The sequence below is a fragment of the Kaistia geumhonensis genome (genome assembly GCF_030815145.1).
Lineage (GTDB): Bacteria > Pseudomonadota > Alphaproteobacteria > Rhizobiales > Kaistiaceae > Kaistia > Kaistia geumhonensis.
In genome coordinates, this window is the sequence record NZ_JAUSWJ010000001.1 from 2,904,934 (window position 1) to 2,925,973 (window position 21,040).

Genomic DNA, 21,040 nt, shown 5'->3' on the forward strand with positions numbered 1-21,040 from the left:
CGTCCCGCTTCGTCGAGGCTTTACGGCCGGGCGCGGCCGACCTAACCTCCCGCCGAACTTTCGGAGGATTTCCCATGCATTTCGTCGCCATTCTCGCCGATCACGACGGCGCTCTCCCCGTTCGCATGGCGCACAGGCCGGCGCATCTCGAATGGCTCAAGACCGCGCCGATCCCGATCGCCGGCCCGTTCCTCGACGAAAAGGGCGACATGATCGGCACCATGGTCATCATCGAGGCCGAGGACGAGGCGGCGGCGCGCGCCATTCTCGCCGAGGACCCGTTCGCCAAGGCCGGGCTCTTCAAGTCGCTCGATTTGCGGGCGTGGCGCTGGGGCTGGGGCAAGCCGGCCTGAGGAGCGGAGCGTGGCGCACTGGCTCTACAAGTCCGAACCGGACGTCTTCTCCTATGACGACCTCGCCGCGAAGGGCGAGGCCGGGCAGGAATGGGACGGCGTCAGGAACTATCAGGCGCGCAATCACATGCGCGCCATGAAGCGCGGCGACCGCGGCTTCTTCTATCATTCCAACGAGGGCAAGGCGATCGTCGGCCTCGTCGAGGTGGTGCGCGAAGTCCATCCCGATTCGACCGACGACAGCGGCACCTGGGAGTGCGTCGACATCCGCGCCGTGCGCCCGGTCGCCCGCCCGCTGACGCTCGCCGAGGCCAAGGCGGAGCCGCGCCTCCAGGGCATGGCGCTCGTCTCCAACTCGCGCCTTTCGGTGCAGCCGGTCACCGATGCCGAATGGGCGATCGTGTGCGAACTGACGGGCGTCGACCCCTGACCGGCGAGGCGGCGGAAGAGGCGGCGGCCGAAGAGGCGAGGCGGCGCTTCGTCAGCGCCGAGACGCGGCTGATGGCCGTGCCCTCGCTGCCCGAGATCAGCCTCCACCTCGCCGACGACGCGACGGCGCTCTGGTCGCGATCGGAAGACCAGCTCGGCGCCGCCGGTGCGCCGCTGCCCTTCTGGGCCTTCGCCTGGGCGGGCGGGCGTGGTCTCGCCCGCTTTGTTCTCGACAGCCCCGATCTCGTTCGCGGCCGACGCGTGCTCGACTTTGCGACCGGCTCCGGGCTCGTCGCCATCGCGGCGGCAAAGGCCGGGGCGGTTCTGGTCGAGGCCGTCGACATCGATCCGTTCGCGGTCACCGCCTGCCGGCTCAACGCCGAGGCCAATGGCGCGGCGCTCGACGTCGCCTGCATCGATCGCGTCGGAAGCCCCCTCGATGTCGATCTCGTCCTTTGCGGCGACGTCTTCTACGACCGCGCCATGACCGCTCATGTGCTGCCCTGGATGCGCGCTCTCGCGGCACGAGGCACGCATGTTCTCGTCGGCGATCCGGGTCGGCGCTATTGTCCGCAAGGCGGCATCCGCGTCCTCGCGACGCTCACGGTTCCGACGGAACCGGCGCTCGAGGATGCACCGCAGAAGCGGGTGCGGATCCTCGCCATCGATCCGCATTGAGCCTGCGCAAGGGTGCGACAGAGCGTGCCGACAGCCGGTCGCTCTGTTGCGGGGTGGCATGAGAACGGATTAAGTGGCCGCTGGAGGTTGCCGCATTCGCAGGCGTGCGCGGATGGGGATGAGGGAGGATTGAATGCACGAGATCGTTCACGCGGTCCCGCAGGACTGGGCCGCCTCGGCGCATGTCGATATCGATGACTATCACAGCCTTTACCGGCGCTCCGTCGAGGATCCGGCCGGGTTCTGGGCCGAACAGGCGCAGCGGCTCGACTGGATCAAGCCGTTCACGGTGGTCAAGAACACCTCGTTCGCGCCCGGCGCCGTCTCGATCCGGTGGTTCGAGGACGGCACGCTGAATGTCGCGGCCAACTGCCTCGACCGGCACCTCGAAACGCGCGGCGACAAGGTGGCCATCCTCTGGGAGGGCGATGATCCCTCCGAGAGCCGAGCGATCACCTATCGCGAGCTTCATGCCGAGGTTTGTCGCTTCGCCAATGTGCTGAAGAAGCTCGGCGTCGAGAAGGGCGACCGGGTCACCATTTATCTGCCGATGATCCCGGAGGCGGCGATGGCGATGCTCGCCTGCGCCCGCATCGGCGCCATCCATTCGGTGGTTTTCGGCGGCTTCTCGCCCGACAGCCTCGCCGGCCGGATCGGCGATTGTCACTCGACGCTGGTCATCACGGCCGACGAGGGGCTGCGCGGCGGCAAGAAGGTGCCGCTGAAGCACAATACCGACCTCGCTCTCGCCAAGACGATCGGCGACGAGAAGGTTCTGGTCATCCGCCGCACCGGCGCCGAAGTGGCCATGCATGCCGGACGCGACTACTGGTATCACGAAGTTTCCGCCGAGGTTTCCGCCGACTGCCCGCCGGCCGAGATGAATGCGGAAGACCCGCTGTTCATCCTCTACACCTCCGGCTCGACGGGCCGGCCAAAGGGCGTGCTGCATACGACGGCGGGCTATCTGCTGCATGCCGCGATGACGCACGAGATCGTCTTCGACCTGAAGGAAGACGACATCTTCTGGTGCACCGCCGATGTCGGCTGGGTCACCGGCCACACCTATATCGTCTATGGCCCGCTCGCCAACGGCGCCACCTCGGTGATGTTCGAGGGCGTGCCGAACTATCCGAGCAACAGCCGCTTCTGGCAGGTCGTCGACAAGCACAAGGTCACGATCTTCCACACCGCGCCGACGGCGATCCGCGCGTTGATGCAGTCGGGCGACGAGCCGGTCAAGGTGGCTTCGCGCGCCTCGCTGCGGCTGCTCGGCTCGGTCGGCGAGCCGATCAACCCCGAAGCGTGGGAGTGGTACTACCGCGTCGTCGGCGACGGCCGCTGCCCGATCGTCGACACCTGGTGGCAGACGGAGACCGGCGGCGTGCTGATCACGCCGTTCCCCGGCGCGACGCCGCTGAAGCCGGGCTCGGCCTCCTGGCCGTTCTTCGGCGTGCAGCCCGGCATCGTCGATTCCGAAGGCCGGCTGCTCGAGGGCGCCTGCGAGGGCAATCTCGTGCTGCTCGATTCCTGGCCTGGCCAGATGCGCACCGTCTATGGCGACCACGAGCGCTTCGAGCAGACCTATTTCTCGGCCTACAAGAACATGTACTTCACCGGCGACGGCTGCCGGCGCGATGCGGACGGCTATTACTGGATCACCGGCCGCGTCGACGACGTCATCAACGTCTCCGGCCACCGGATGGGCACGGCCGAGGTCGAGAGCGCGCTGGTCGCGCATCAGAACGTCTCCGAGGCGGCGGTGGTGGGCTATCCGCACGACATCAAGGGGCAGGGCATCTATGCCTATGTCACGCTGATGGCCGGCGTCGAGCCGAGCGATGCGCTGCGCAAGGAGCTTGTCGGCTGGGTGCGCAAGGAGATCGGGCCGATTGCCTCGCCCGACCTCGTCCAGTTCGCGCCCGGCCTGCCCAAGACCCGCTCCGGCAAGATCATGCGCCGCATCCTGAGGAAGATTGCGGAGGACGAGTTCTCGGCGCTCGGCGACATCTCGACGCTCGCCGATCCGGCGGTGGTCGAGGACCTGATCGCCAACCGCCAGAACCGCCGCAAGGAAGCGGTCTGAGCATCACGGCGCCCTGCCTCGTCGCGGGGCGCCGAACGGCAGTCGTCAGAAGTCGCTGGCGATGCCCTTGTTTTCCCAGTCGCCATAGCGCACCGGCTCAGGGCCGGCGCGCCCGAGGATTTCACGCGGCAGGTCGGCCGCCGCGTCGATTTCCGCACGGCGAGCCCTGGCCTCGTCGAGCGCGCGCTGGGCCGCCGGGCTCAGCGGCCGCGGCGCCGCGTCGGCCGGCGTTTCACTCTGGTTCATCGCATCGGTTCCCGATTGTCGATCACCGCTGATGTGGCCCGCCTTCGCCGCGCGTCAAGCGTCGGGCGCGGCCGGCCAGTCGCGATAGATGTCCTCGCGGCTCGGCGGCAGGCCGGAGGGGCCGCGCTGGCGGCGCGAGGCGAGCGTCTGGTTGATGGTCACCGAATTGCGCTCGAAAGCGACGGAGCAGCCGGCGATATAGGCGAGCCAGAGTCGCGTCTTGACCTCGCCGACCTCGCGCACCGCGTCGTCGTAGCGGGCGAGCAGCCGGTCGTGCCAATGGCGCAGCGTCATGCGGTAATGCTCGCGCCAGCCTTCGACGTCATGCACCTCGAAACCGAAGCGTTCGAGATTGGCGACCGACATGCCGAGATGGTCGAGTTCGCCGCCCGGGAAGATGTAGCGGCGGATGGCGGCGTATTCGGGATTGGTGCGGCGGAACGCCTTCTCGGTCATCTTGGCCGGGCGGGCGATCGCGTGGTGGAGATAGAGGCCGCCGGGCTTCAGCAGGCGATGCACGGTGCTGAAATAGGTCGGGTAGTTCGGGATGCCGACCTGCTCGAACATGCCGATCGAGGCGATCTTGTCGAACTGGCCCTGGACCTGGGTGTAGTCCTTGAGCTCGAAGCGGATGCGGTCCTGCAGGCCCAGCCGGGCGACCTTCTCGCGCGCGAACACATATTGCTCGTCGGCAAGCGTCACGCCGACGGCGTTGACGCCGTAATGCTGCGCCGCATGGCAGACGAGGGCGCCCCAGCCCGAGCCGATGTCGAGCAGCGTCTCTCCCGGCTTCAGCCGCAGCTTGCGGCAGATCATGTCGAGCTTGTCGCGCTGCGCCGTCGCGATGTCGTTGTCCCAGTCGCGGAAATAGGCGCAGGTGTAAACCATCTCCGGATCGAGCCAGAGCGCATAGAAGGCATTGGAGACGTCGTAGTGGTAGTGGACGTTCTCCTTGTTCGCCGTCTCGGAGCCGTCGCGCTGGGCGCGGTCGCCGCGGATCTGCTCGAGCGGCCAGGGCCCGCCGCGCGGCGAGAAGACGAAATCGGCGAAGGAGCGCAGCAGCAGCTTCTTGTCGAGCAGGCGCCGCACCTCGCGGGAGCGAACCTTCGGCCGCTCGGCGACAAGGTCGAACAACGTCCCGTTCAGGAGGTCGAGCCGCTTCGACACATAGAGATTGATGAGCGTGTCGATCTTGGGGCTGCGGAAGAGGCCGGCCACGGCCCCCTCGTCGGCGATGGCGACGGTGAGCGCGTCGTCTGAGGCGTCTGCCGGAATGCGCGTCCCGTCCCAGAGGCGGAAGGCAAGGCCGATGCCCATCACGTCGCGGATATGAGCGATCAGCGCCGCGAAACGCTCCGTCCGTCCGCCCGCCGTCCGTCCGCTCATGAGGCCCCCGCTTGCCGCTGCAGCCCCCCAGCGAGGCTTGCCCAGGGCGGTATGCACTACCATCATATGGGCGAGGCACAAGAGGGAGGCCGTCCGTCGGGCGGCTCTGTCGCATGAACATGATGCGGACCGCCGTCCTGATCGCGGTCCTCACCGCACTTTTCATGGGCGTCGGCTATCTGGTCGGCGGCCAGTCGGGCATGCTGATCGCGCTGCTGTTCGCGGCGGGCATGAACGTGTTCACCTACTGGAACGCCGACCGCATGGTGCTCTCCATGTATGGCGCGCGCGAGGTGAACGAGGCGACGGCGCCGCGCTATTACGCGACGGTGCGCGAGCTCGCGGCCCGCGCCGGCCTGCCGATGCCCAAGGTCTACATCATCGACTCGCCGCAGCCGAACGCCTTCGCTACCGGCCGCAATCCGCAGAACGCCGCCGTTGCCGCCTCGACCGGCCTGCTGCAGGCGTTGACGGCCGAGGAGGTCGCCGGCGTGATGGCGCATGAGCTGGCGCATGTGAAGCATCACGACACGCTGACCATGACCATCACCGCGACCATCGCGGGCGCGATCTCGATGCTCGCCAATTTCGCCTTCTTCTTCGGAGGCCATCGCGACGAGCGCAGCCCGCTGGGGGCTTTCGGCGCCATCGCGGCGGCGCTGCTCGCGCCGATCGCGGCCATGATGGTGCAGATGGCGGTGAGCCGGACGCGGGAATATTCCGCCGACCGGACGGGCGCCGAGATCTGCGGCAATCCGCGGGCACTCGCCTCGGCGCTTGCCAAGATCGCCGGCGCGGCGCATCAGATCCCCAATGCCGCGGCGGAGGCGAATCCCGCGACGGCACATCTCTTCATCATCAATCCGTTGTCGGGCCAGCGCATGGACAATCTGTTCTCCACCCATCCGGCGACGGAGAACCGCATCGCGGCGCTGATGGAGCTCGACCGCGACATGAATCGCCGCGGCTCCGCGCCGGCCGGCCGCGGTGTCGGCCTTCCCGGCGGCTTCGGTTCCCGCCCGGCCGCGGCTTCGGCCGCGCCGCGCCGGGGGCCCTGGGGTTGAACGGCCGGGGAGCCAGGGGCCCCGCCTCCGACCGCCAACGCCCGCGCGGCCAGCGTCGGCCGCCGAAGCCGGCGCCTGGCGTCGCCGCGCGCATCGCCGTCGTCGCCGCGCTCCACGCGGTGACGGCCAATCACCGTCCCGCCGATACCGTTCTCGACGATCCTTCCGGTCCGTTCGCAACGCTGGAGCCGCGCGAGCGTGCCCTCGCCCGCGCCATTCTCGGCATCGCGCTGCGCCGGCACGGCCAGATCCGCGATGCGCTCGGCCGCTTCCTGGACAAGGCGCTGCCCAAGAAGTCCGGCCCCCTTGGTTCGATCCTCGAGGTCGCTGCGGCGCAGATCCTGTTCATGGACGTTGCCGACCACGCCGCCGTTTCGATCGCCGTCGATCTCGCGGGCCAGGATCGCGACGCCCAGCACTTCAAGGGCCTCGCCAATGCCGTATTGAGGCGACTTGCAGAGGGTCGCGACGCGATCCTCGCCGACCAGGACGAGGCCGTGCTCAACACGCCGCGCTGGCTCTCCACGAGCTGGACAGCCGCCTATGGCGCCGAGTCCGCCCTCTCCATCGCGCTCGCCCATCTCGAGGAAGCGCCGCTCGACCTCACGGCGCGCAGCGACGCCGCCGCTCTGGCCGAACGGCTGGGCGGCACGCTGCTCCCGACCGGCACGGTGCGGCTTCTGCCCGGCGGCGCGATCGATGCGCTGGACGGCTTCGCCGAAGGCGCGTTCTGGGTCCAGGACGCCGCTGCGGCATTGCCGGCCCGCCTGCTCGGCGATGTCGCCGGCCGGGCCGTCGCCGATCTCTGCGCGGCGCCCGGCGGCAAGACGCTGCAGCTCGCAGCGGCCGGCGCACTGGTCACCGCCGTCGATCACTCGGCCGAGCGGCTGAAGCGCGTCGAACAGAACCTCGCCCGCACCGGTCTTTCGGCCCGTCTCGTCACCGCCGATGCGCTGGCCTTCGATCCAGGCGAACTCTACGACGCCGTCCTGCTCGACGCCCCCTGTTCGGCGTCCGGCACGATCCGCCGCCATCCCGACGTGGCGCTCCTGAAGCGTCCCGCCGATGTGGCGGCGCTGGCCGAATTGCAGCGGAAGCTGCTCGCGCGCGCTGTCTCGCTGCTGAGGCCGGGCGGCATCCTCGTCTATTCGACCTGCTCGCTGGAGCCGGCCGAGGGCGAGGCGCAGGCGGAATGGGCGCTGCGGACGCTGCCGCTTTCCCCCAGTCCCATGCAGCCGGCGGAGATCGGCGGCCTCGACGCGCTCTGCCGCGGCGGATATCTGCGCAGCCTTCCCTCCGATCTTCCGGCGGACGAGCCGCGACTTTCGGGCCTCGACGGTTTCTTTGCGGCCCGCTTCGTGAAAAATTGACGGAAAATCCGGCTGCTCCAGCGGCGTCCGGTCGGTGACGGGCAAGGCGGTTCAATTCGCCTGCCGCGGCCGATAGATTGGCGCGGCCCCGCGGGGGATGATTCGAGCGGCGGAAAGGAATCCAGCGGCATGGCGTTTGGAAGAGGGGCAGGGCAGGGGCGGGTCGTCCGCTTCGCGCTGGCTTCGGCCTGGCGCCGCTCGCGCTACGCCTTCCATGCCGGTCCGCTCTATGGCTGGCGCTATCTCGGGCCGGCGCCCGACCGGCTCGTCATCGCGCCGACAGACCTTCGCACCGCCGATCCGACCATCGCGCACGACATCTATGCCGGGCGCTATGTCTTCGCCGGCGAAGCGGTGGATGTTTCCGGCTTCTCGGTGTTCGAGGTCGAGCCCCCGTCGCGGGCCTGGGCGGCCGGGCTGCACGGCTTCGGCTGGCTGCGGCATCTCCGCGCCTCCGACCTCGCGGTCTCGCGGCAGAATGCGCGCGCGCTGATCGACGAGTGGATCCGCTTCCAGAAGAGCCACGACCGCGTCGCGCATGACCCGGTCGTGACGGCGCGGCGCATCTCGTCCTGGCTGGCGCAGACGCCGCTGGTGCTCGAAGGCTGCGATCACGGCTTCTACCGCCGCTTCATGCGGGCGCTGACGCGGCAGGTTCGGTCGCTTCGCCGCGTCGCGCATGACGTGCCGCCCGGCCGGCCGCGCCTCTCGGTCGCCATGGCACTCGCCGCCGCCGCACTGTCGCTCGCCGACCAGAACCGCTTCGTGCGCCAGGCCGCGCGCTTCGTCGATCAGGAACTGACGCGGCAGATCCTGCCCGATGGCGGCCATGTCAGCCGCAATCCCGGCGCCGTCCTCGATATCCTGGTCGATCTGCTGCCGCTGCGGCAGGCCTTCACGGCGCGCGGCATGCAGCCCTCGCCGGCCCTGCTCGGCGCCATCGACCGCATGATGCCGATGCTGCGTTTCTTCCGGCTCGGCGATGGCGCCTTCGCGAAGTTCAACGGTATGGGCGAGACGGAGCTCGGCCTTCTGGCCGCCGTCCTCGCCTATGACGACGCGCGCGGCTCCCCGGTCCGCAACGCCCCTCATTCCGGCTACCAGCGCATCGAAGCCGGCGACACCGTGCTCATCGCCGATACGGGAGCGCCGCCGCCGCCCGCCTTGTCGCGCGAGGCGCATGCCGGCTGCCTCGCATTCGAGATGAGCGTCGGCCGCCAGCCGATCGTCGTCAATTGCGGCATTCCAGGCCCCGGCGCCATCGCGCTCCGCCGCCTCGCCCGCGCCACCGCGGCCCATTCGACCGTCACCTTCAACGACGCTTCGTCCTGCCGCTTCCTGACCGGCGGCGTGCTGGCGAGCCGGCTCGGCGAGGTGATCGTGGCCGGGCCCGGCAAGGTGGAACTGACACGGCTCGACGAGAAGCGGCAGACCCGCATCACCGCCGCCCATGACGGCTATGTCGACCGCTACGGCATCCGCCACGAGCGCCGCCTCGCCATGCGGCCGGACGGCCTGCGCCTCGACGGCAAGGACAGCTTCACCAATCCCTCGGGCGCGCCGCTGGCGCTTGGCGGCAAGGATGCCTTCGCGATCCGCTTCCACCTCCATCCGGCCGTCGAGGCGAGCCGGCTGGAGACGGGCCAGGGGGTGCTGCTCGTGCTGCCCGACGGTTCGGGCTTCGTGTTCGAAGCGCCCGGCCACGACGTGATGATCGAGGAGAGCATCCGTCTCTCCGACATCCGCGGCAACCGCCGGGCGGAGCAGATCGTCGTGCATGGTCGTGCGATGCAGTTCCCTGCCGTGCGCTGGCATTTCGAGCAGGTGGCGGGTCCGGGTCACTATGTCGCCGACGCCTGGCCTGAGGAGCAGGCGTGGCCCGAGGATCAGGCTTGGCCCGAGGATCAGGCCTGGCCGGAGCAGCAGGAGCCGATGGAGGCCGAGGCCGGCATGAGCGACGAAGAGCCGGTGGCCTTTGCCGAGACCGATCTCGCCGGGAACGTCGAGGCGGAGGTCGCGCCCAAGTCCTGAGCGGGGATGCGGGCGGCGGGAAATCGTGCTATCGCGCGCCCGTCCCGTTTCCGCTTGAGACTTCCTGCCCAGAGGTGAAGATGGCCGTTCCCCCGCCGAAGGTCGACCTGCCCGATCTCGTTGCGATGCAGCGCGCGCTGTTCTCGGTGTTCGATACGACCGGCGCGATCGATCTCGCGCGTGCGCTCCACGCGGCCGGAGTTCGCCTGTTCGCGACCGGCTCGACGGCCAAGGCGATCGTCTCGGCGGGACTGCCGGTGATGAACATCGCCGACCTGATCGGCTTTCCCGAAATCCTCGGCGGGCGGGTTAAGACGCTGCATCCGAAGGTGCATGGCGGCCTCCTGGCGCTGCGCAACGACCCCGTGCATGCCGCCGAACTGATCGAGCACGGCATCGAGCCCTTCGACCTCGTCGTCTCCAACCTCTATCCGTTCGAGAAGACGATCGCGGCCACCAGCGACCTGCCGACCCTCGTCGAGAACATCGATATCGGCGGCCCGGCCATGACGCGCGCCGCCGCCAAGAACCACGGCTTCGTGTCGATCCTCGTCGATCCGGCCGATTATGACGGGCTGCTCGCCGAACTCGCGGCGCATGGCGGCGCGACGACGCTCGCCTATCGCCGCCGCCTCGCCGCGAAGGCCTTCGCCCGCACCGCGGCCTATGACGCCGCCGTCTCGACCTGGTTCGCCGCTGCGCTGGACGAACCCGCGCCGGCCTGGCGTGCCCTCGGCGGCAAGCTCGCGGAGAGCCTGCGCTATGGCGAGAACCCGCATCAGCGCGCCGCCTTCTACGTGACGGGCGAGCAGCGGCCCGGCGTCGCGACCGCGCGGCAGCTCCAGGGCAAGCAGCTCTCCTACAACAACATCAACGACACGGACGCCGCCTTCGAGTTGGTGGCGGAGTTCGATCCGGCGGCCGCGCCGGCCGTCGCCATCATCAAGCACGCCAATCCCTGCGGCGTCGCGACCGGCGCGAGCCTCGTGGAGGCCTATGAACGGGCGCTCCGCTGCGATCCGGTCTCGGCCTTCGGCGGCATCGTCGCCCTCAACCGGACGCTCGATGCCGAGGCCGCGCGGAAGATCGTCGAGATCTTCACCGAGGTCATCATCGCTCCCGACGCGACGGAGGAAGCCGTCGCGATCGTCGCGGCCAAGAAGAACCTCCGCCTGCTCGTCACCGGCGGACTGCCGGACCCGACCGCCGGCGGCCTCTCCTTCCGCTCCGTCTCGGGCGGCATGCTGGTGCAGGACCGCGATGCCGGCCATGTCGCGCGCGCCGACCTCAAGGTCGTCACGAAGCGGCAGCCGAGCGCGGCCGAGCTGGACGATCTCCTCTTCGCCTTCCGCGTCGCCAAGCATGTGAAGTCGAACGCCATCGTCTATGCCAAGGACGGCGCCACCGTCGGCATCGGCGCCGGCCAGATGAGCCGCGTCGATTCCTCCACCATCGCGGCGCGCAAGGCGGCCGAGGCGGCGACGGCGGCCGGTCTGCACGAGAGCCTCGCCATCGGTTCGGTCGTGGCGTCGGATGCGTTCTTCCCCTTCGCCGACGGCCTGCTCGCGGCGGCGGCGGCAGGCGCGACCGCAGTGATCCAGCCCGGCGGCTCGATGCGCGATGATCTGGTGATCGCGGCGGCCGACGAGGCCGGCCTCGCCATGGTGTTCACCGGCATGCGCCATTTCCGGCATTGACGCTGCCGGCCAAGCGGACCAAGGTTCCGACCCGTCCCGCCGCTCCCCTGGGAGCCGCGGGCGCCGCCCGCCGGCAATCCCCCGCCGGACGAGTCCCAGTGCGTATCGCCGGCAGTCCCGGGGAGACTTCATGACCGATCTTCTGAAGAGCGTCCTCTTCGTCGACTATGACAGCCTGCATCTCGCGCTGCATGCCCGCGATCCGCAGTTCGCGCGGCGGCTCGCGGCCCGCCCCGGCGCGCTGCTCGACGCCATCGAGGCCGGCGCCCTGGTCGGTTCCGGTTCGCTCGGCAATGTCCGCCGCCGCGTGCTGATGCGGCGCTGCTATGCCGATCCGCGGCTGATCGGGCGCGGGCGCGACGCCTTCGTCATGCAGGGCTTCCAGATCGTCGACTGCCCGACGCTGTCCGGTCGCGAGCGCAATTCCGCCGAGGTGCAGATCACGCTCGACACGATCGACGCTCTCGGCCATCCGACGGCCTTCGACGAATTCATCCTGCTGGCGGCGGAGTCGGACTTCTCGCCCCTGATCTATCGGCTGAAGGCGCACAACCGCGCCGCGACGATCTTCGCGCCGGGACAGACCGCCTCCGGCTACCGCGCCATCGCCGACGGCATCATCGAGGAGCAGGCGCTGGTCACGCTGCTCCAGGGCCTCGACATTCCGGATGCCGGCGAGGCCGAGGACGAGGAAACGCCGAAGGCGCTGCCGGCGCGCGAGGATCTCGCCGCGCTGGCGCGGCGCGTTCATGCTGCGACCAATGTCCCGCTCTTCCCGCCGAAGGTCTATGCCGAGCTCTTTCGCGCCCTGAAGGACGAGATCGCGGAGAACGGCTATCATTTCCTGTCCACCGCCGAGAATGTCGCCGCGCGGCTGATCGCCTCCGGGCGCCGCGCCCCGCGCCGGCAGATCGCCTTCGTGGTCAAGGGTCTGGCGCTGAAGGGCCATGTCTTCTCGGACGGCGATACGCCGGAGAAGCTCGCCGACGTCTTCCGCGAGCAGGTGCTCTATCTCGCCCGCCAGGCCGGCATCGCGATCGATCCGCGTGTCGAGCGGCAGATCGGCGCATGGATCGCCGGCGGCGTCTCGAGCGCCGAGCCGTCGGAACCGAAACAGGCCGAGGCAGCGCATGTCGTCGCGCCGTCCGAGCCCGACATCCCCGAAGACGCCACCCCGGCAGCCGCCGAGGAGCCGTCTGTCGAGCCGTCGCTTGCCGAGCCATCGCCTGTCGAGTCGCCGATTGCCGAGGCAGCCGATATCCTCGCCGGTCCGCTCGAGGCCGAGACGGTCGCCGAACCGGCGCCGTCGATTCCGGCTCCCCCGGAGAGCGCGGCGGATGATCTGGCCGAGCTTCCGGCTGCAGCCGACAGCGACGTCTCGCCACCTGTCGAGGTGGTTGCTGTAGAGGTCGCGGAAGCGGTGTCGGACGAGGTCGTGATCGCCGAGGCGGAAGCCGTCGCGGTGACGGTCACCGACGTCGAGGCCGTGGCGGTGCCCGCACCGGCGCCGGAGACTGAGGAAGAGCTTCGCGCGTTGGCCGACGCGACCGATGACGGAGACGAGGTGACCGCCACCGACGATGTGACCGCCGCCGACGAGGTGCCGACGGCCCGCGTCGTACCCGCGGTCCGTCCGCCGGTCGCCCGCCCGGCGCCGCCGAAGCCGGTGCCGGCGGCCGAGGCGGAGCTCGATCCGTTCGAGTTGTCGCTGCTGGCCGCGATCACCGAGGAGATCAAGCCGGCCCGCGCCGGTGCCGAAGGCGCGAAGCCGGGCGAGACGCTCGAGAGCGATCTCGACCTCGACTTCAAGCGCATCCTCGCCAGCCTGAGCGAGAACCGCAAATAGGCTCTGACCGGCCGTTGCGTGACGGGAGCGGCGTCAGGCGCCGCTCCGCTGTCGCCGCGATCAGCCGTTGGCCATGTACTGGCCGCCATTGATGGTCAGCACGGCGCCGGTCATGAAGGCGCTGGCGTCGGAGGCGAGATAGACCACGGCGGCGGCGATTTCCTCGGCCTTGCCGAGCCGGCCGACCGGGATCTGCGCGATGATCCCCTCCAGGACCTTTTCAGGCACGGCGGCGACCATGTCGGTATCGATATAGCCCGGGCAGATGCAGTTGACGGTCACGCCCTTGCGGGCGTTCTCGAGCGCCAGCGCCTTGGTGAAGCCGATGACGCCGGCCTTGGCGGTCGCGTAGTTGACCTGGCCGAGCTGGCCCTTCTGCCCGTTGATCGACGAGATGTTGATGATGCGGCCGAAGCCGCGTTCGCGCATGCCGTCGATCACCGGCCGCGACATCGTGAACATCGAATCGAGATTGGTCGAAAGCACCGCCTTCCAGGCGGCGTGGTCCATCTTGTGGAACCATCCGTCGCGCGTGATGCCGGCATTGTTGACGAGGATGTCGACCGGCCCGAGCTCGGCCGTCACGGCGGCGATGCCGCCTTCGCAGGCCGCCGGATCGGCGACGTCCCACTGGAACACCGCGATGCCGGTCTCGGCCTTGAAGGCGTTCGCCTTCTCGACATTGCCGGCGAAGGTCGCGGCGACGGTGTAGCCCGCGGCCTTGAGCGCGGTGGCGATGGCCGCGCCGATGCCGCGCGTGCCGCCCGTGACGAGCGCAACTCTGCTCATGAATCCTCCCCCTGCAGACGCTGCCGGCTTTTCCCGGCGGTTTCGCTCAGCGCTCGACCGTGAGCGCGATGCCCATGCCGCCGCCGATGCACAGCGTGGCGAGGCCCTTCTTCGCATCGCGCCGCGCCATCTCGTGCAGCAGCGTCACGAGGATGCGCGCGCCCGAGGCGCCGATCGGATGGCCGATGGCGATGGCGCCGCCATTGACGTTGACCTTGGCCGGATCCCAGCCGACGCCCTTGTTGACGGCGCAGGCCTGCGCCGCGAAGGCCTCGTTGGCTTCGATCAGGTCGAGATCGTCCCTGGACCATCCGGCCTTCTCCAGGGCCTTCTTCGAGGCGGGGATGGGGCCGGTGCCCATCACGCTCGGATCGACGCCGGCGGTTGCCCAGGAGGCGATGCGGGCGAGCGGGGTGATGCCGCGCTTCGCCGCTTCCTCGGCCGTCATCAGCACCAGCGCTGCGGCGCCGTCATTGAGGCCCGAGGCGTTGCCGGCGGTCACCGAGCCGTCCTTGGCGAAGGCCGGCCGCAGCTTGGCGAGGGCCTCGATGGTGGTGCCGGCGCGGATATGCTCGTCGCTGTCGACGATCGTGTCGCCCTTCCTGCCGGGGATGACGACGGGAATGATCTCGTCCTTGAAGCGTCCGGCCTTCTGCGCCGCCTCGGCCTTGTTCTGCGAGGCGACGGCGAAATTGTCCTGGTCCTCGCGGCTGATCTGGAACTCGCGGGCGACATTCTCGGCCGTGACGCCCATGTGGTAGCCGTTGAAGGCGTCCCAGAGGCCGTCCTTGATCATCGTGTCGATGAAGTTCATGTCGCCGAACTTGGTGCCGGAGCGCAGATGCGCGGCATGCGGCGACAGCGACATCGATTCCTGGCCGCCCGCGATCACGATCGCGGCGTCGCCGGAGGCGATCTGCTGCATGCCGAGCGCGACGGCGCGAAGGCCCGATCCGCAGACCTGATTGAGACCCCAGGCGGTGGTGGCGATCGGCAGGCCGGCGGCGATCGAGGCCTGGCGGGCCGGGTTCTGGCCCTGGGCGGCCGTGAGCACCTGGCCGAGGATCACCTCGTCGACCTCGGCGGCGTCGACGCCGGCGCGCTCGAGCACACCCTTGATCACGGTCGCGCCCAGCTGATGGGCGGGCGTCGCGGCGAAGCCGCCATTGAAGGCGCCGACGGCCGTGCGGCCCGCCGCGGCGATGACGATGTCGTTCGAATGAGCCATGGCCTTCTCCTCGATGGCTGCGGCCTTCCGGCCGGGCGGATGCCTGCGGCCTTCCGGCCATTCGCCTCATCCCCCGATGCGGCGCTGTCTCGGTTTCGATCCAAGCCCGGCCCCGCGAGGCTTGTCAACCGAGGCGCCGCCGGCGGGCGTGCTGCGCCGCATCGTGTGCGCAGCAAAGCTGCAGCAATGCGTCGCACAAAACGTTGGCGGTGGTGCAGAAAAGTTCCTATCTTGCAGGTTGCGGGGAGGATTTCCGCCAGACCGGCCGGGGGCCGGTCCTGCCTGGCCGGGCCGGTCGGGCCGGCGGCGACATCGGGAGCGGGCATGGCCAAGGAACAGGAACCGACGACGATCAAGAAATACGCGAATCGTCGTCTCTACAATACCGGCACATCGACCTATGTGACGCTCGAAGATCTCGCCGTCATGGTGAAGACCGGAGAGGATTTCGTCGTCTACGACGCCAAGACGGGTGAGGACATTACCCGCTCGGTTCTGACGCAGATCATCTTCGAGCAGGAGAACAAGGGTCAGAATCTTCTTCCGATCACCTTTCTGCGCCAGCTGATTCGCTTCTATGGCGATTCGATGCAGAATCTGGTGCCGACCTATCTCGACTTCTCGATCGACAGCTTGACCCGCGATCAGGACAAGCTCAGGAGCCAGATGGCCAACGCCTTCGGCCCCAGCGCCTTCACGGCGATTGAGGAGACGGTGCGGCGCAACACCGAGATGTTCGAGCAGGCGATGCGCATGTTCCTGCCGTTCAGCGGCGGCCGTGGCGACGCCCCCGCCGCCCCACCGGCGCCCCGGCCCGAGCCGAAGGCGGAGTTGCGGCCCGACGGCGACTTCGACACGCTGAAGCGTCAGCTCGACGAGATGCAGAAGAAGATCGACCAGCTCGCCGGCAGCAAGGGCTGAACGGAAGCCGACGCCGATGGCCCGCGAGGCCGACGGCGTTGTGCCGCGGCGCCGGACGTCCCATATCATCGTCGCGCGCGCCCGGTGGCTGGCGCGGCTTTGAGGGGATGACGGCGATGGTGCGTCCTCTGGACGGCGAGATACTCGGCAAGGACGATCCGACGGGCCGCGATCACGACGCGCGGGCCGAACGCGTGCGGCGCGACTTCTGGAAGGTGTTGCGGCGGAGCGCAAAGCGGATTCCGTTCGCCGAGGATGCGGTCGCCGCCTACTACTGCGCCTTCGACACCGCGACGCCGTTCCGCGTTCGCGCGATGCTGATCGGCGCGCTGGCCTATTTCGTGATGCCGGTGGATGCCGTGCCGGACTTTCTGGTCGGTCTCGGCTTTGCCGACGACGCGACCGTCCTCATGACGGCGCTGACCATGCTCGGCGCGCATCTGAAGCCGCATCACCGCGAGGCCGCCCGTCGCGCGCTCGCCGGTGGCGAGGAAGGGCCGGCGAGGCCATAGTCTCGCCCCATTGCCAAGGGAATCCGCTCTTTCCCGGCCCGATTGCGCGTCGATGCCCATTGGTTCACGCAATGTTAAGATCGAATTTGCAGTTTGAGGCATGGGAGCGCCCGGCATACGGCCCGGCGCGGGGCGGCTGGTCATTGGGTGGAAGAGACATGAAAGCATTGAGGATCACGACCGCCGTGCTTGTCGCTGCCGGCACGATCGGCGTCGCCGAGGCGCAGACCCCGAACCGGGTCGGGACCTTCAAGGACTGGAGCGCCTATGCCTATGCCGACAAGAAGGGCAAGGTCTGCTACGCGGCTTCGCAGCCGAAGAGCCAGAAGCCGGACGGGCTGAACCGCGATCCGGCCTATTTCATGATCACCGCGCGCCCGTCGGAGAATGTGAGGAGCGAGGTCTCCGTCATCATCGGCTATCCCTTCAAGGAAGGCTCGAAGGTGACGATCGACGTCGACGGACAGAAATTCGCGATGTTCACCAAGGAAGACGGCGCCTGGGTGGAGAACGCCGCCGAGGAGACGGCGCTGCTCGCGGCGCTGCGCAAGGGCCGGGCGATGTCGGTCTCGGGCACCTCGCGCCGCGGCACCAACACCACCGACACCTATTCCCTCTCGGGCATCTCCGCCTCGCTCGACGCGGTGGCCAAGAACTGCCCCGTGGCAGGCGGCTGATCGGCCCCTTGCAAGGCCCGCCGGCCGGTCCGTGCGGCCGATCCTGGGGCCTTGATTGACTTTGCCGCGGCTTCCACGTAGAAGCCGCGGATATTCGCGAAGAGGGTTCCTCCGAGCCGCCGACCGGACTGAGAGTCCGGAGGTCCACGTCCGCCAGCGCGTTGCGCCCGCGGGCGCCGATGGCATTTGCCGCGGCGGATCGGTCGCGAACCCTTTGAGGAAGAAGGTCCGATGTTCGACACCCTGTCCGAGCGCCTTTCCGGCATATTCGACAAGCTCACCCGCCGCGGTGCGCTGTCGGAGGCCGACGTCACGGAAGCGATGCGCGAGGTGCGCCGCGCCCTGATCGAGGCCGACGTCGCGCTCGACGTGGTGCGCTCCTTCACCGACAAGGTGCGCAGCCGCGCTGTCGGCGCCGACGTGATCCGCTCGGTGACGCCGGGCCAGATGGTCGTCAAGATCGTCCACGACCAGCTCGTCGAGATGCTGGGCTCGGAGGCCGAGCCGATCGACCTCAACGCGCCCGCGCCGGTGCCGATCATGATGGTCGGCCTGCAGGGCTCGGGCAAGACGACGACCTCGGCCAAGATCGCCCGCCGCCTGACGCAGCAGCAGAAGCGCAAGGTGCTGATGGCCTCGCTGGACGTGCGCCGTCCGGCGGCGCAGGAGCAGCTGCGCGTGCTCGGCGAGCAGAACGGCATCGACACGCTGCCGATCGTCGCCGGCCAGTCGCCGACCGCCATCGCCACGCGCGCGCTGCAGGCCGCCAGGCTCGGCGGCTATGACGTCGTCATCCTCGACACCGCCGGCCGCACGCATATCGACGAGCCGCTGATGATCGAGATGGCCGAGATCAAGGCCATCGCGAAGCCGCACGAGATCCTGCTCGTCGCCGACAGCCTCACCGGCCAGGACGCCGTCAATCTCGCGCGTTCTTTCGACGAGCGAGTCGGCATCACCGGCATCGTGCTGACGCGCGCCGACGGCGACGGCCGCGGCGGCGCCGCGCTCTCGATGCGCGCCGTGACCGGCAAGCCGATCAAGCTGCTCGGCACGGGCGAGAAGTCGGACGCGCTGGAGGATTTCCATCCCGGCCGCGTCGCCAACCGCATCCTCGGCATGGGCGACATCGTCTCGCTCGTCGAGAAGGCGGCGCAGAACATCGACATGGAACAGGCCGCCAAGGCGGCCGAGAAGATGCGCAAGGGCATCTTCGATCTCGACGATCTCGCGGACCAGTTCCGCCAGATGGAGAAGATTGGCGGCATGCAGGGCATGCTCGGCATGATGCCCGGCGTCGGCAAGATCAAGAAGCAGATCGAGGGCGCCAATCTCGGTGACGGGATGATGAAGCGCCAGATCGCCATCATCTCGTCGATGACGAAGGAAGAGCGCCGCAACCCCGACATCCTGAAGGCCAGCCGCAAGAAGCGCATCGCCGCCGGCTCGGGCACCAAGGTGGAGGAGGTCAACCGCCTGCTCAAGATGCACCGCCAGATGGCCGACATGATGAAGGCCATGGGCAAGCAGAAGGGCGGCGGCTTCCTCGGCAAGATGATGGGCGCGCTGGGCGGCGGCGGCATGGGCGGTGGCATGGGCGGCATGCCCAATATCGATCCGGCCGAGCTCGAGCGGCTCACCAAGCAGATGGGCGGCGCCGGCGGCATGCCGGGCGCGCTGCCCAAGGGAATTCCAGGACTTCCCGGCGGTCTGCCTGGCCTCGGCGGCGGCCGCCTTCCGGGCCTCGGCGGCGGCGGTGGCCTGCCGCCCTATCCGGGCAAGAAGAAATAGGGGCGCGACGCGGCGGGGGTTCCCGCCACGGCGCGCAGCCGATCCAGTTCAATCGACACAAGACCAGTTCGCATCGAAAGGAAGAAGAAAATGTCCCTCAAGATCCGCCTCGCCCGCGCCGGCGCCAAGAAGCGTCCGTTCTACCGCATCGTCGTCGCCGACGCCCGGGCCCCGCGCGACGGCCGCTTCATCGAGCGCATCGGCTCGTTCGACCCGATGCTGGCCAAGGACAATGCCGGCCGCGTCGTGATCGATCTCGAGCGCGCCAAGCACTGGCTCTCGGTCGGCGCCCAGGCGACCGATCGTGTCGAGCGCTTCTTCGACGAGGCCGGCCTGCTGAAGCGCGCCCCGAAGAACAATCCCGAGAAGGCCGTTCCGGGCAAGAAGGCCCAGGAGCGCGCCGCCGAGAAGGCGAAGAAGGCCGCCGCCGCGGCCGAAGCCGCCGAGTAAGGCTGGCCGCCCCCTTCTGCGCCTCTCCCTCACGAAGGGGGAGGGCCGGGCGCGCACGTCATCGAAAGCCTGGCTTCGGTGGTCGGGCGCCCGGAGAGAAGCTCCTCCTCTCCCGCGAAGCGGGGGAGGGCCGGGGATGGGGCCTTGGCGCTCCTCCTGAAGTCGAGGTCTGCGTTGGCTGACGAACACCGCATCGTGCTCGGCCATTTCGGCGCTGCGCATGGCATCCGCGGCGAGGTGAAGGTGCTCGCCTATACCGAGGACCCGCTCGCCGTTGCCGACTATGGGCCGGTGACACTCGACGATGGCCGCATCGTCGAATTCGTCTCGGTGCGGCCACAGGGCGACGGCGTCGTCGCCCGCGTCAAGGGCGTCGCAGACCGCAACGCCGCCGAACTGCTGCGCAATCGTCGCTTTTCCGTCGAGCGGGATGCCCTCCCGGCGCTCGAGGAGGAGGACGATTTCTATCATGCCGATCTTGTCGGCCTCAGGGCCGAACTCGAGGACGGCTCGCTCTTCGGCACCGTGATCGCGGTGCAGAACTTCGGAGCCGGCGATCTGCTCGAGATCCGGGCCTCCGAGGGCGGGCGCACCGTCTATCTCGCCTTCACACGCGCCGTCGTGCCGGTCGTCGACGTCAAGGGCGGCCGTGTTGTCGTCGCGCCGCCGCCCGAGGTCGAGGCGCGCGGGGAGGGGGATGGCGAAGCAGACGGCGAGGGTGAAGCGGAGGATGCTCCGTGACCGGTGCCGCGCCGTCGCGCTTCCGGGCCAGCATCCTCACCCTTTATCCGGAGATGTTTCCCGGTCCGCTCGGCGCCTCGCTGGCCGGCCGGGCGCTCGCCGAGGGCCTCTGGTCGCTCGAAGCGCATGACATCCGCGCCCACGCCACGTCGAAGCATCGCAATGTCGACGACACGCCGGCCGGCGGTGGGCCGGGCATGGTGATGCGCGCCGACGTGCTCGGGCGCGCGATCGACGCCGTGGCACCGCCCGGCGACACGCGGCCCCGCCTCTTTATGAGCCCGCGCGGCCGGCCGCTCGATCAGCGGCGCGTGCGCGCGCTCGTCGAAGGCGAGGGCGTCGTCATTCTCTGCGGCCGCTTCGAGGGTGTCGACGAACGGGTGATCGAGGGCCGGTCGCTGGAGGAGGTCTCGATCGGCGACTATGTCCTCTCGGGCGGCGAACTCGCGGCCATGGTGCTGGTCGATGCCGTCGTGCGCCTGTTGCCGGGCGTCATGGGCGCGACGGAGTCCGGCACCGAGGAGAGCTTCGAAAGCGGCCTGCTCGAATATCCGCACTATACGCGGCCGCGCGAATGGGAAGGCCGCACCATCCCCGAGGTCCTGCTCTCCGGCGATCACGCGGCGATCGCCCGCTGGCGCCGCGCCGAGGCGGAGCGGATCACGCGGCTCCGCCGTCCCGATCTGCTCGATCGGTGAGCCGGCGCCGCGGCGCCATCGGCGTCCGAAACGCTTGCTTCCGGCCG

The 21,040-nt window shown here is 69.1% G+C and carries 20 protein-coding genes; 16 read left to right on the forward strand and 4 right to left on the reverse strand.

Features of this window, described 5'->3' with window-relative positions; all coding sequences use genetic code 11:
* Positions 1-74: 74 nt before the first annotated feature.
* The 4 genes from QO015_RS13765 (at position 75) to acs (ending at position 3,546) form a co-directional block, all read left to right on the forward strand.
* Positions 75-353: a YciI family protein gene (locus QO015_RS13765; RefSeq protein ID WP_266278702.1), complete on the forward strand. Its 279-nt coding sequence runs from the start codon at positions 75-77 to the stop codon at positions 351-353.
* 10 nt (positions 354-363) lie between these two features.
* Positions 364-783: an EVE domain-containing protein gene (locus tag QO015_RS13770; RefSeq protein ID WP_266278701.1), complete on the forward strand. Its 420-nt coding sequence runs from the start codon at positions 364-366 to the stop codon at positions 781-783.
* Positions 744-1,460: a class I SAM-dependent methyltransferase gene (locus tag QO015_RS13775; protein ID WP_266278700.1), complete on the forward strand. Its 717-nt coding sequence runs from the start codon at positions 744-746 to the stop codon at positions 1,458-1,460. The genes QO015_RS13770 and QO015_RS13775 overlap by 40 nt, the downstream gene beginning before the upstream one ends.
* A gap of 133 nt (positions 1,461-1,593) precedes the next feature.
* Positions 1,594-3,546, forward strand: a complete 1,953-nt coding sequence (gene acs, locus QO015_RS13780; RefSeq protein WP_266278699.1) for an acetate--CoA ligase — start codon at positions 1,594-1,596, stop codon at positions 3,544-3,546.
* Between the two features lie 45 nt (positions 3,547-3,591).
* Here acs and QO015_RS13785 read toward each other — a convergent pair whose 3' ends face one another.
* Together QO015_RS13785 and QO015_RS13790 are read right to left on the reverse strand one after the other, a co-directional pair.
* Positions 3,592-3,792 carry a DUF1674 domain-containing protein gene (locus QO015_RS13785; protein WP_266278698.1) on the reverse strand — a complete coding sequence of 67 codons (201 nt, stop codon included), beginning with the start codon at positions 3,790-3,792 and terminating at the stop codon, positions 3,592-3,594.
* Between the two features lie 54 nt (positions 3,793-3,846).
* Positions 3,847-5,178 carry a class I SAM-dependent methyltransferase gene (locus QO015_RS13790; protein WP_266278697.1) on the reverse strand — a complete coding sequence of 444 codons (1,332 nt, stop codon included), beginning with the start codon at positions 5,176-5,178 and terminating at the stop codon, positions 3,847-3,849.
* Positions 5,179-5,291: 113 nt separating this feature from the next.
* Here QO015_RS13790 and htpX point away from each other — a divergent pair, with 113 nt between their 5' ends.
* From htpX to QO015_RS13815, 5 genes are all read left to right on the forward strand, one after another.
* Complete coding sequence (htpX, locus tag QO015_RS13795; RefSeq protein WP_266278696.1) at positions 5,292-6,242, forward strand: zinc metalloprotease HtpX; 951 nt, start codon at positions 5,292-5,294, stop codon at positions 6,240-6,242.
* Positions 6,239-7,612: an RsmB/NOP family class I SAM-dependent RNA methyltransferase gene (locus QO015_RS13800; protein ID WP_266278695.1), complete on the forward strand. Its 1,374-nt coding sequence runs from the start codon at positions 6,239-6,241 to the stop codon at positions 7,610-7,612. Before htpX ends, QO015_RS13800 begins: the two co-directional genes overlap by 4 nt.
* 129 nt (positions 7,613-7,741) lie before the next feature.
* Complete coding sequence (locus QO015_RS13805; protein ID WP_266278694.1) at positions 7,742-9,643, forward strand: heparinase II/III family protein; 1,902 nt, start codon at positions 7,742-7,744, stop codon at positions 9,641-9,643.
* A gap of 80 nt (positions 9,644-9,723) precedes the next feature.
* Positions 9,724-11,340: a bifunctional phosphoribosylaminoimidazolecarboxamide formyltransferase/IMP cyclohydrolase gene (gene purH, locus QO015_RS13810; RefSeq protein WP_266278693.1), complete on the forward strand. Its 1,617-nt coding sequence runs from the start codon at positions 9,724-9,726 to the stop codon at positions 11,338-11,340.
* Positions 11,341-11,470: 130 nt separating this feature from the next.
* Complete coding sequence (locus QO015_RS13815) at positions 11,471-13,186, forward strand: NYN domain-containing protein (RefSeq protein ID WP_266278692.1); 1,716 nt, start codon at positions 11,471-11,473, stop codon at positions 13,184-13,186.
* Between the two features lie 60 nt (positions 13,187-13,246).
* Here the strand turns inward: QO015_RS13815 and phbB are convergent, their stop codons facing one another.
* On the reverse strand, positions 13,247-13,975 hold the full coding sequence (phbB, locus tag QO015_RS13820; protein ID WP_266278691.1) for an acetoacetyl-CoA reductase: 729 nt from the start codon (positions 13,973-13,975) through the stop codon (positions 13,247-13,249).
* Positions 13,976-14,021: 46 nt separating this feature from the next.
* The gene (locus QO015_RS13825; protein ID WP_266278690.1) at positions 14,022-15,203 is read right to left on the reverse strand and encodes an acetyl-CoA C-acetyltransferase; all 1,182 of its coding nucleotides are present in this window, start codon (positions 15,201-15,203) and stop codon (positions 14,022-14,024) included.
* A gap of 324 nt (positions 15,204-15,527) precedes the next feature.
* Between QO015_RS13825 and phaR the strand changes: the two genes are divergently transcribed.
* The 7 genes from phaR (at position 15,528) to trmD (ending at position 20,993) form a co-directional block, all read left to right on the forward strand.
* Positions 15,528-16,124 carry a polyhydroxyalkanoate synthesis repressor PhaR gene (phaR, locus tag QO015_RS13830; RefSeq protein ID WP_266278689.1) on the forward strand — a complete coding sequence of 199 codons (597 nt, stop codon included), beginning with the start codon at positions 15,528-15,530 and terminating at the stop codon, positions 16,122-16,124.
* Between the two features lie 116 nt (positions 16,125-16,240).
* The gene (locus QO015_RS13835) at positions 16,241-16,636 is read left to right on the forward strand and encodes a YkvA family protein (RefSeq protein WP_266278688.1); all 396 of its coding nucleotides are present in this window, start codon (positions 16,241-16,243) and stop codon (positions 16,634-16,636) included.
* 158 nt (positions 16,637-16,794) lie between these two features.
* Positions 16,795-17,313: an invasion associated locus B family protein gene (locus QO015_RS13840; protein WP_266278687.1), complete on the forward strand. Its 519-nt coding sequence runs from the start codon at positions 16,795-16,797 to the stop codon at positions 17,311-17,313.
* A 231-nt stretch (positions 17,314-17,544) separates the two neighbouring features.
* On the forward strand, positions 17,545-19,104 hold the full coding sequence (gene ffh / locus QO015_RS13845) for a signal recognition particle protein (protein ID WP_266278686.1): 1,560 nt from the start codon (positions 17,545-17,547) through the stop codon (positions 19,102-19,104).
* A 90-nt stretch (positions 19,105-19,194) separates the two neighbouring features.
* Complete coding sequence (rpsP, locus tag QO015_RS13850; RefSeq protein ID WP_266278685.1) at positions 19,195-19,554, forward strand: 30S ribosomal protein S16; 360 nt, start codon at positions 19,195-19,197, stop codon at positions 19,552-19,554.
* A gap of 174 nt (positions 19,555-19,728) precedes the next feature.
* Positions 19,729-20,295, forward strand: coding sequence for a ribosome maturation factor RimM (gene rimM / locus QO015_RS13855; RefSeq protein WP_266278684.1), 567 nt, complete (start codon positions 19,729-19,731; stop codon positions 20,293-20,295).
* Positions 20,292-20,993 carry a tRNA (guanosine(37)-N1)-methyltransferase TrmD gene (trmD, locus tag QO015_RS13860; RefSeq protein WP_266278683.1) on the forward strand — a complete coding sequence of 234 codons (702 nt, stop codon included), beginning with the start codon at positions 20,292-20,294 and terminating at the stop codon, positions 20,991-20,993. The genes rimM and trmD overlap by 4 nt, the downstream gene beginning before the upstream one ends.
* Positions 20,994-21,040 lie beyond the last annotated feature (47 nt).

Excerpts from the sequence above, each read along its gene's own strand:
- htpX (WP_266278696.1), top strand. The coding sequence starts at position 5,292 with ATGAACATGATGCGGACCGCCGTCCTGATCGCGGTCCTCACCGCACTT.
- phaR (WP_266278689.1), top strand. The coding sequence starts at position 15,528 with ATGGCCAAGGAACAGGAACCGACGACGATCAAGAAATACGCGAATCGT.
- QO015_RS13840 (WP_266278687.1), top strand. The coding sequence starts at position 16,795 with ATGAAAGCATTGAGGATCACGACCGCCGTGCTTGTCGCTGCCGGCACG.
- QO015_RS13815 (WP_266278692.1), top strand. The coding sequence starts at position 11,471 with ATGACCGATCTTCTGAAGAGCGTCCTCTTCGTCGACTATGACAGCCTG.
- QO015_RS13765 (WP_266278702.1), top strand. The coding sequence starts at position 75 with ATGCATTTCGTCGCCATTCTCGCCGATCACGACGGCGCTCTCCCCGTT.
- QO015_RS13775 (WP_266278700.1), top strand. The coding sequence starts at position 744 with ATGGGCGATCGTGTGCGAACTGACGGGCGTCGACCCCTGACCGGCGAG.
- QO015_RS13785 (WP_266278698.1), bottom strand. The coding sequence starts at position 3,792 with ATGAACCAGAGTGAAACGCCGGCCGACGCGGCGCCGCGGCCGCTGAGC.
- ffh (WP_266278686.1), top strand. The coding sequence starts at position 17,545 with ATGTTCGACACCCTGTCCGAGCGCCTTTCCGGCATATTCGACAAGCTC.
- QO015_RS13825 (WP_266278690.1), bottom strand. The coding sequence starts at position 15,203 with ATGGCTCATTCGAACGACATCGTCATCGCCGCGGCGGGCCGCACGGCC.
- QO015_RS13805 (WP_266278694.1), top strand. The coding sequence starts at position 7,742 with ATGGCGTTTGGAAGAGGGGCAGGGCAGGGGCGGGTCGTCCGCTTCGCG.
- acs (WP_266278699.1), top strand. The coding sequence starts at position 1,594 with ATGCACGAGATCGTTCACGCGGTCCCGCAGGACTGGGCCGCCTCGGCG.
- phbB (WP_266278691.1), bottom strand. The coding sequence starts at position 13,975 with ATGAGCAGAGTTGCGCTCGTCACGGGCGGCACGCGCGGCATCGGCGCG.
- QO015_RS13835 (WP_266278688.1), top strand. The coding sequence starts at position 16,241 with ATGGTGCGTCCTCTGGACGGCGAGATACTCGGCAAGGACGATCCGACG.
- purH (WP_266278693.1), top strand. The coding sequence starts at position 9,724 with ATGGCCGTTCCCCCGCCGAAGGTCGACCTGCCCGATCTCGTTGCGATG.
- QO015_RS13790 (WP_266278697.1), bottom strand. The coding sequence starts at position 5,178 with ATGAGCGGACGGACGGCGGGCGGACGGACGGAGCGTTTCGCGGCGCTG.
- rpsP (WP_266278685.1), top strand. The coding sequence starts at position 19,195 with ATGTCCCTCAAGATCCGCCTCGCCCGCGCCGGCGCCAAGAAGCGTCCG.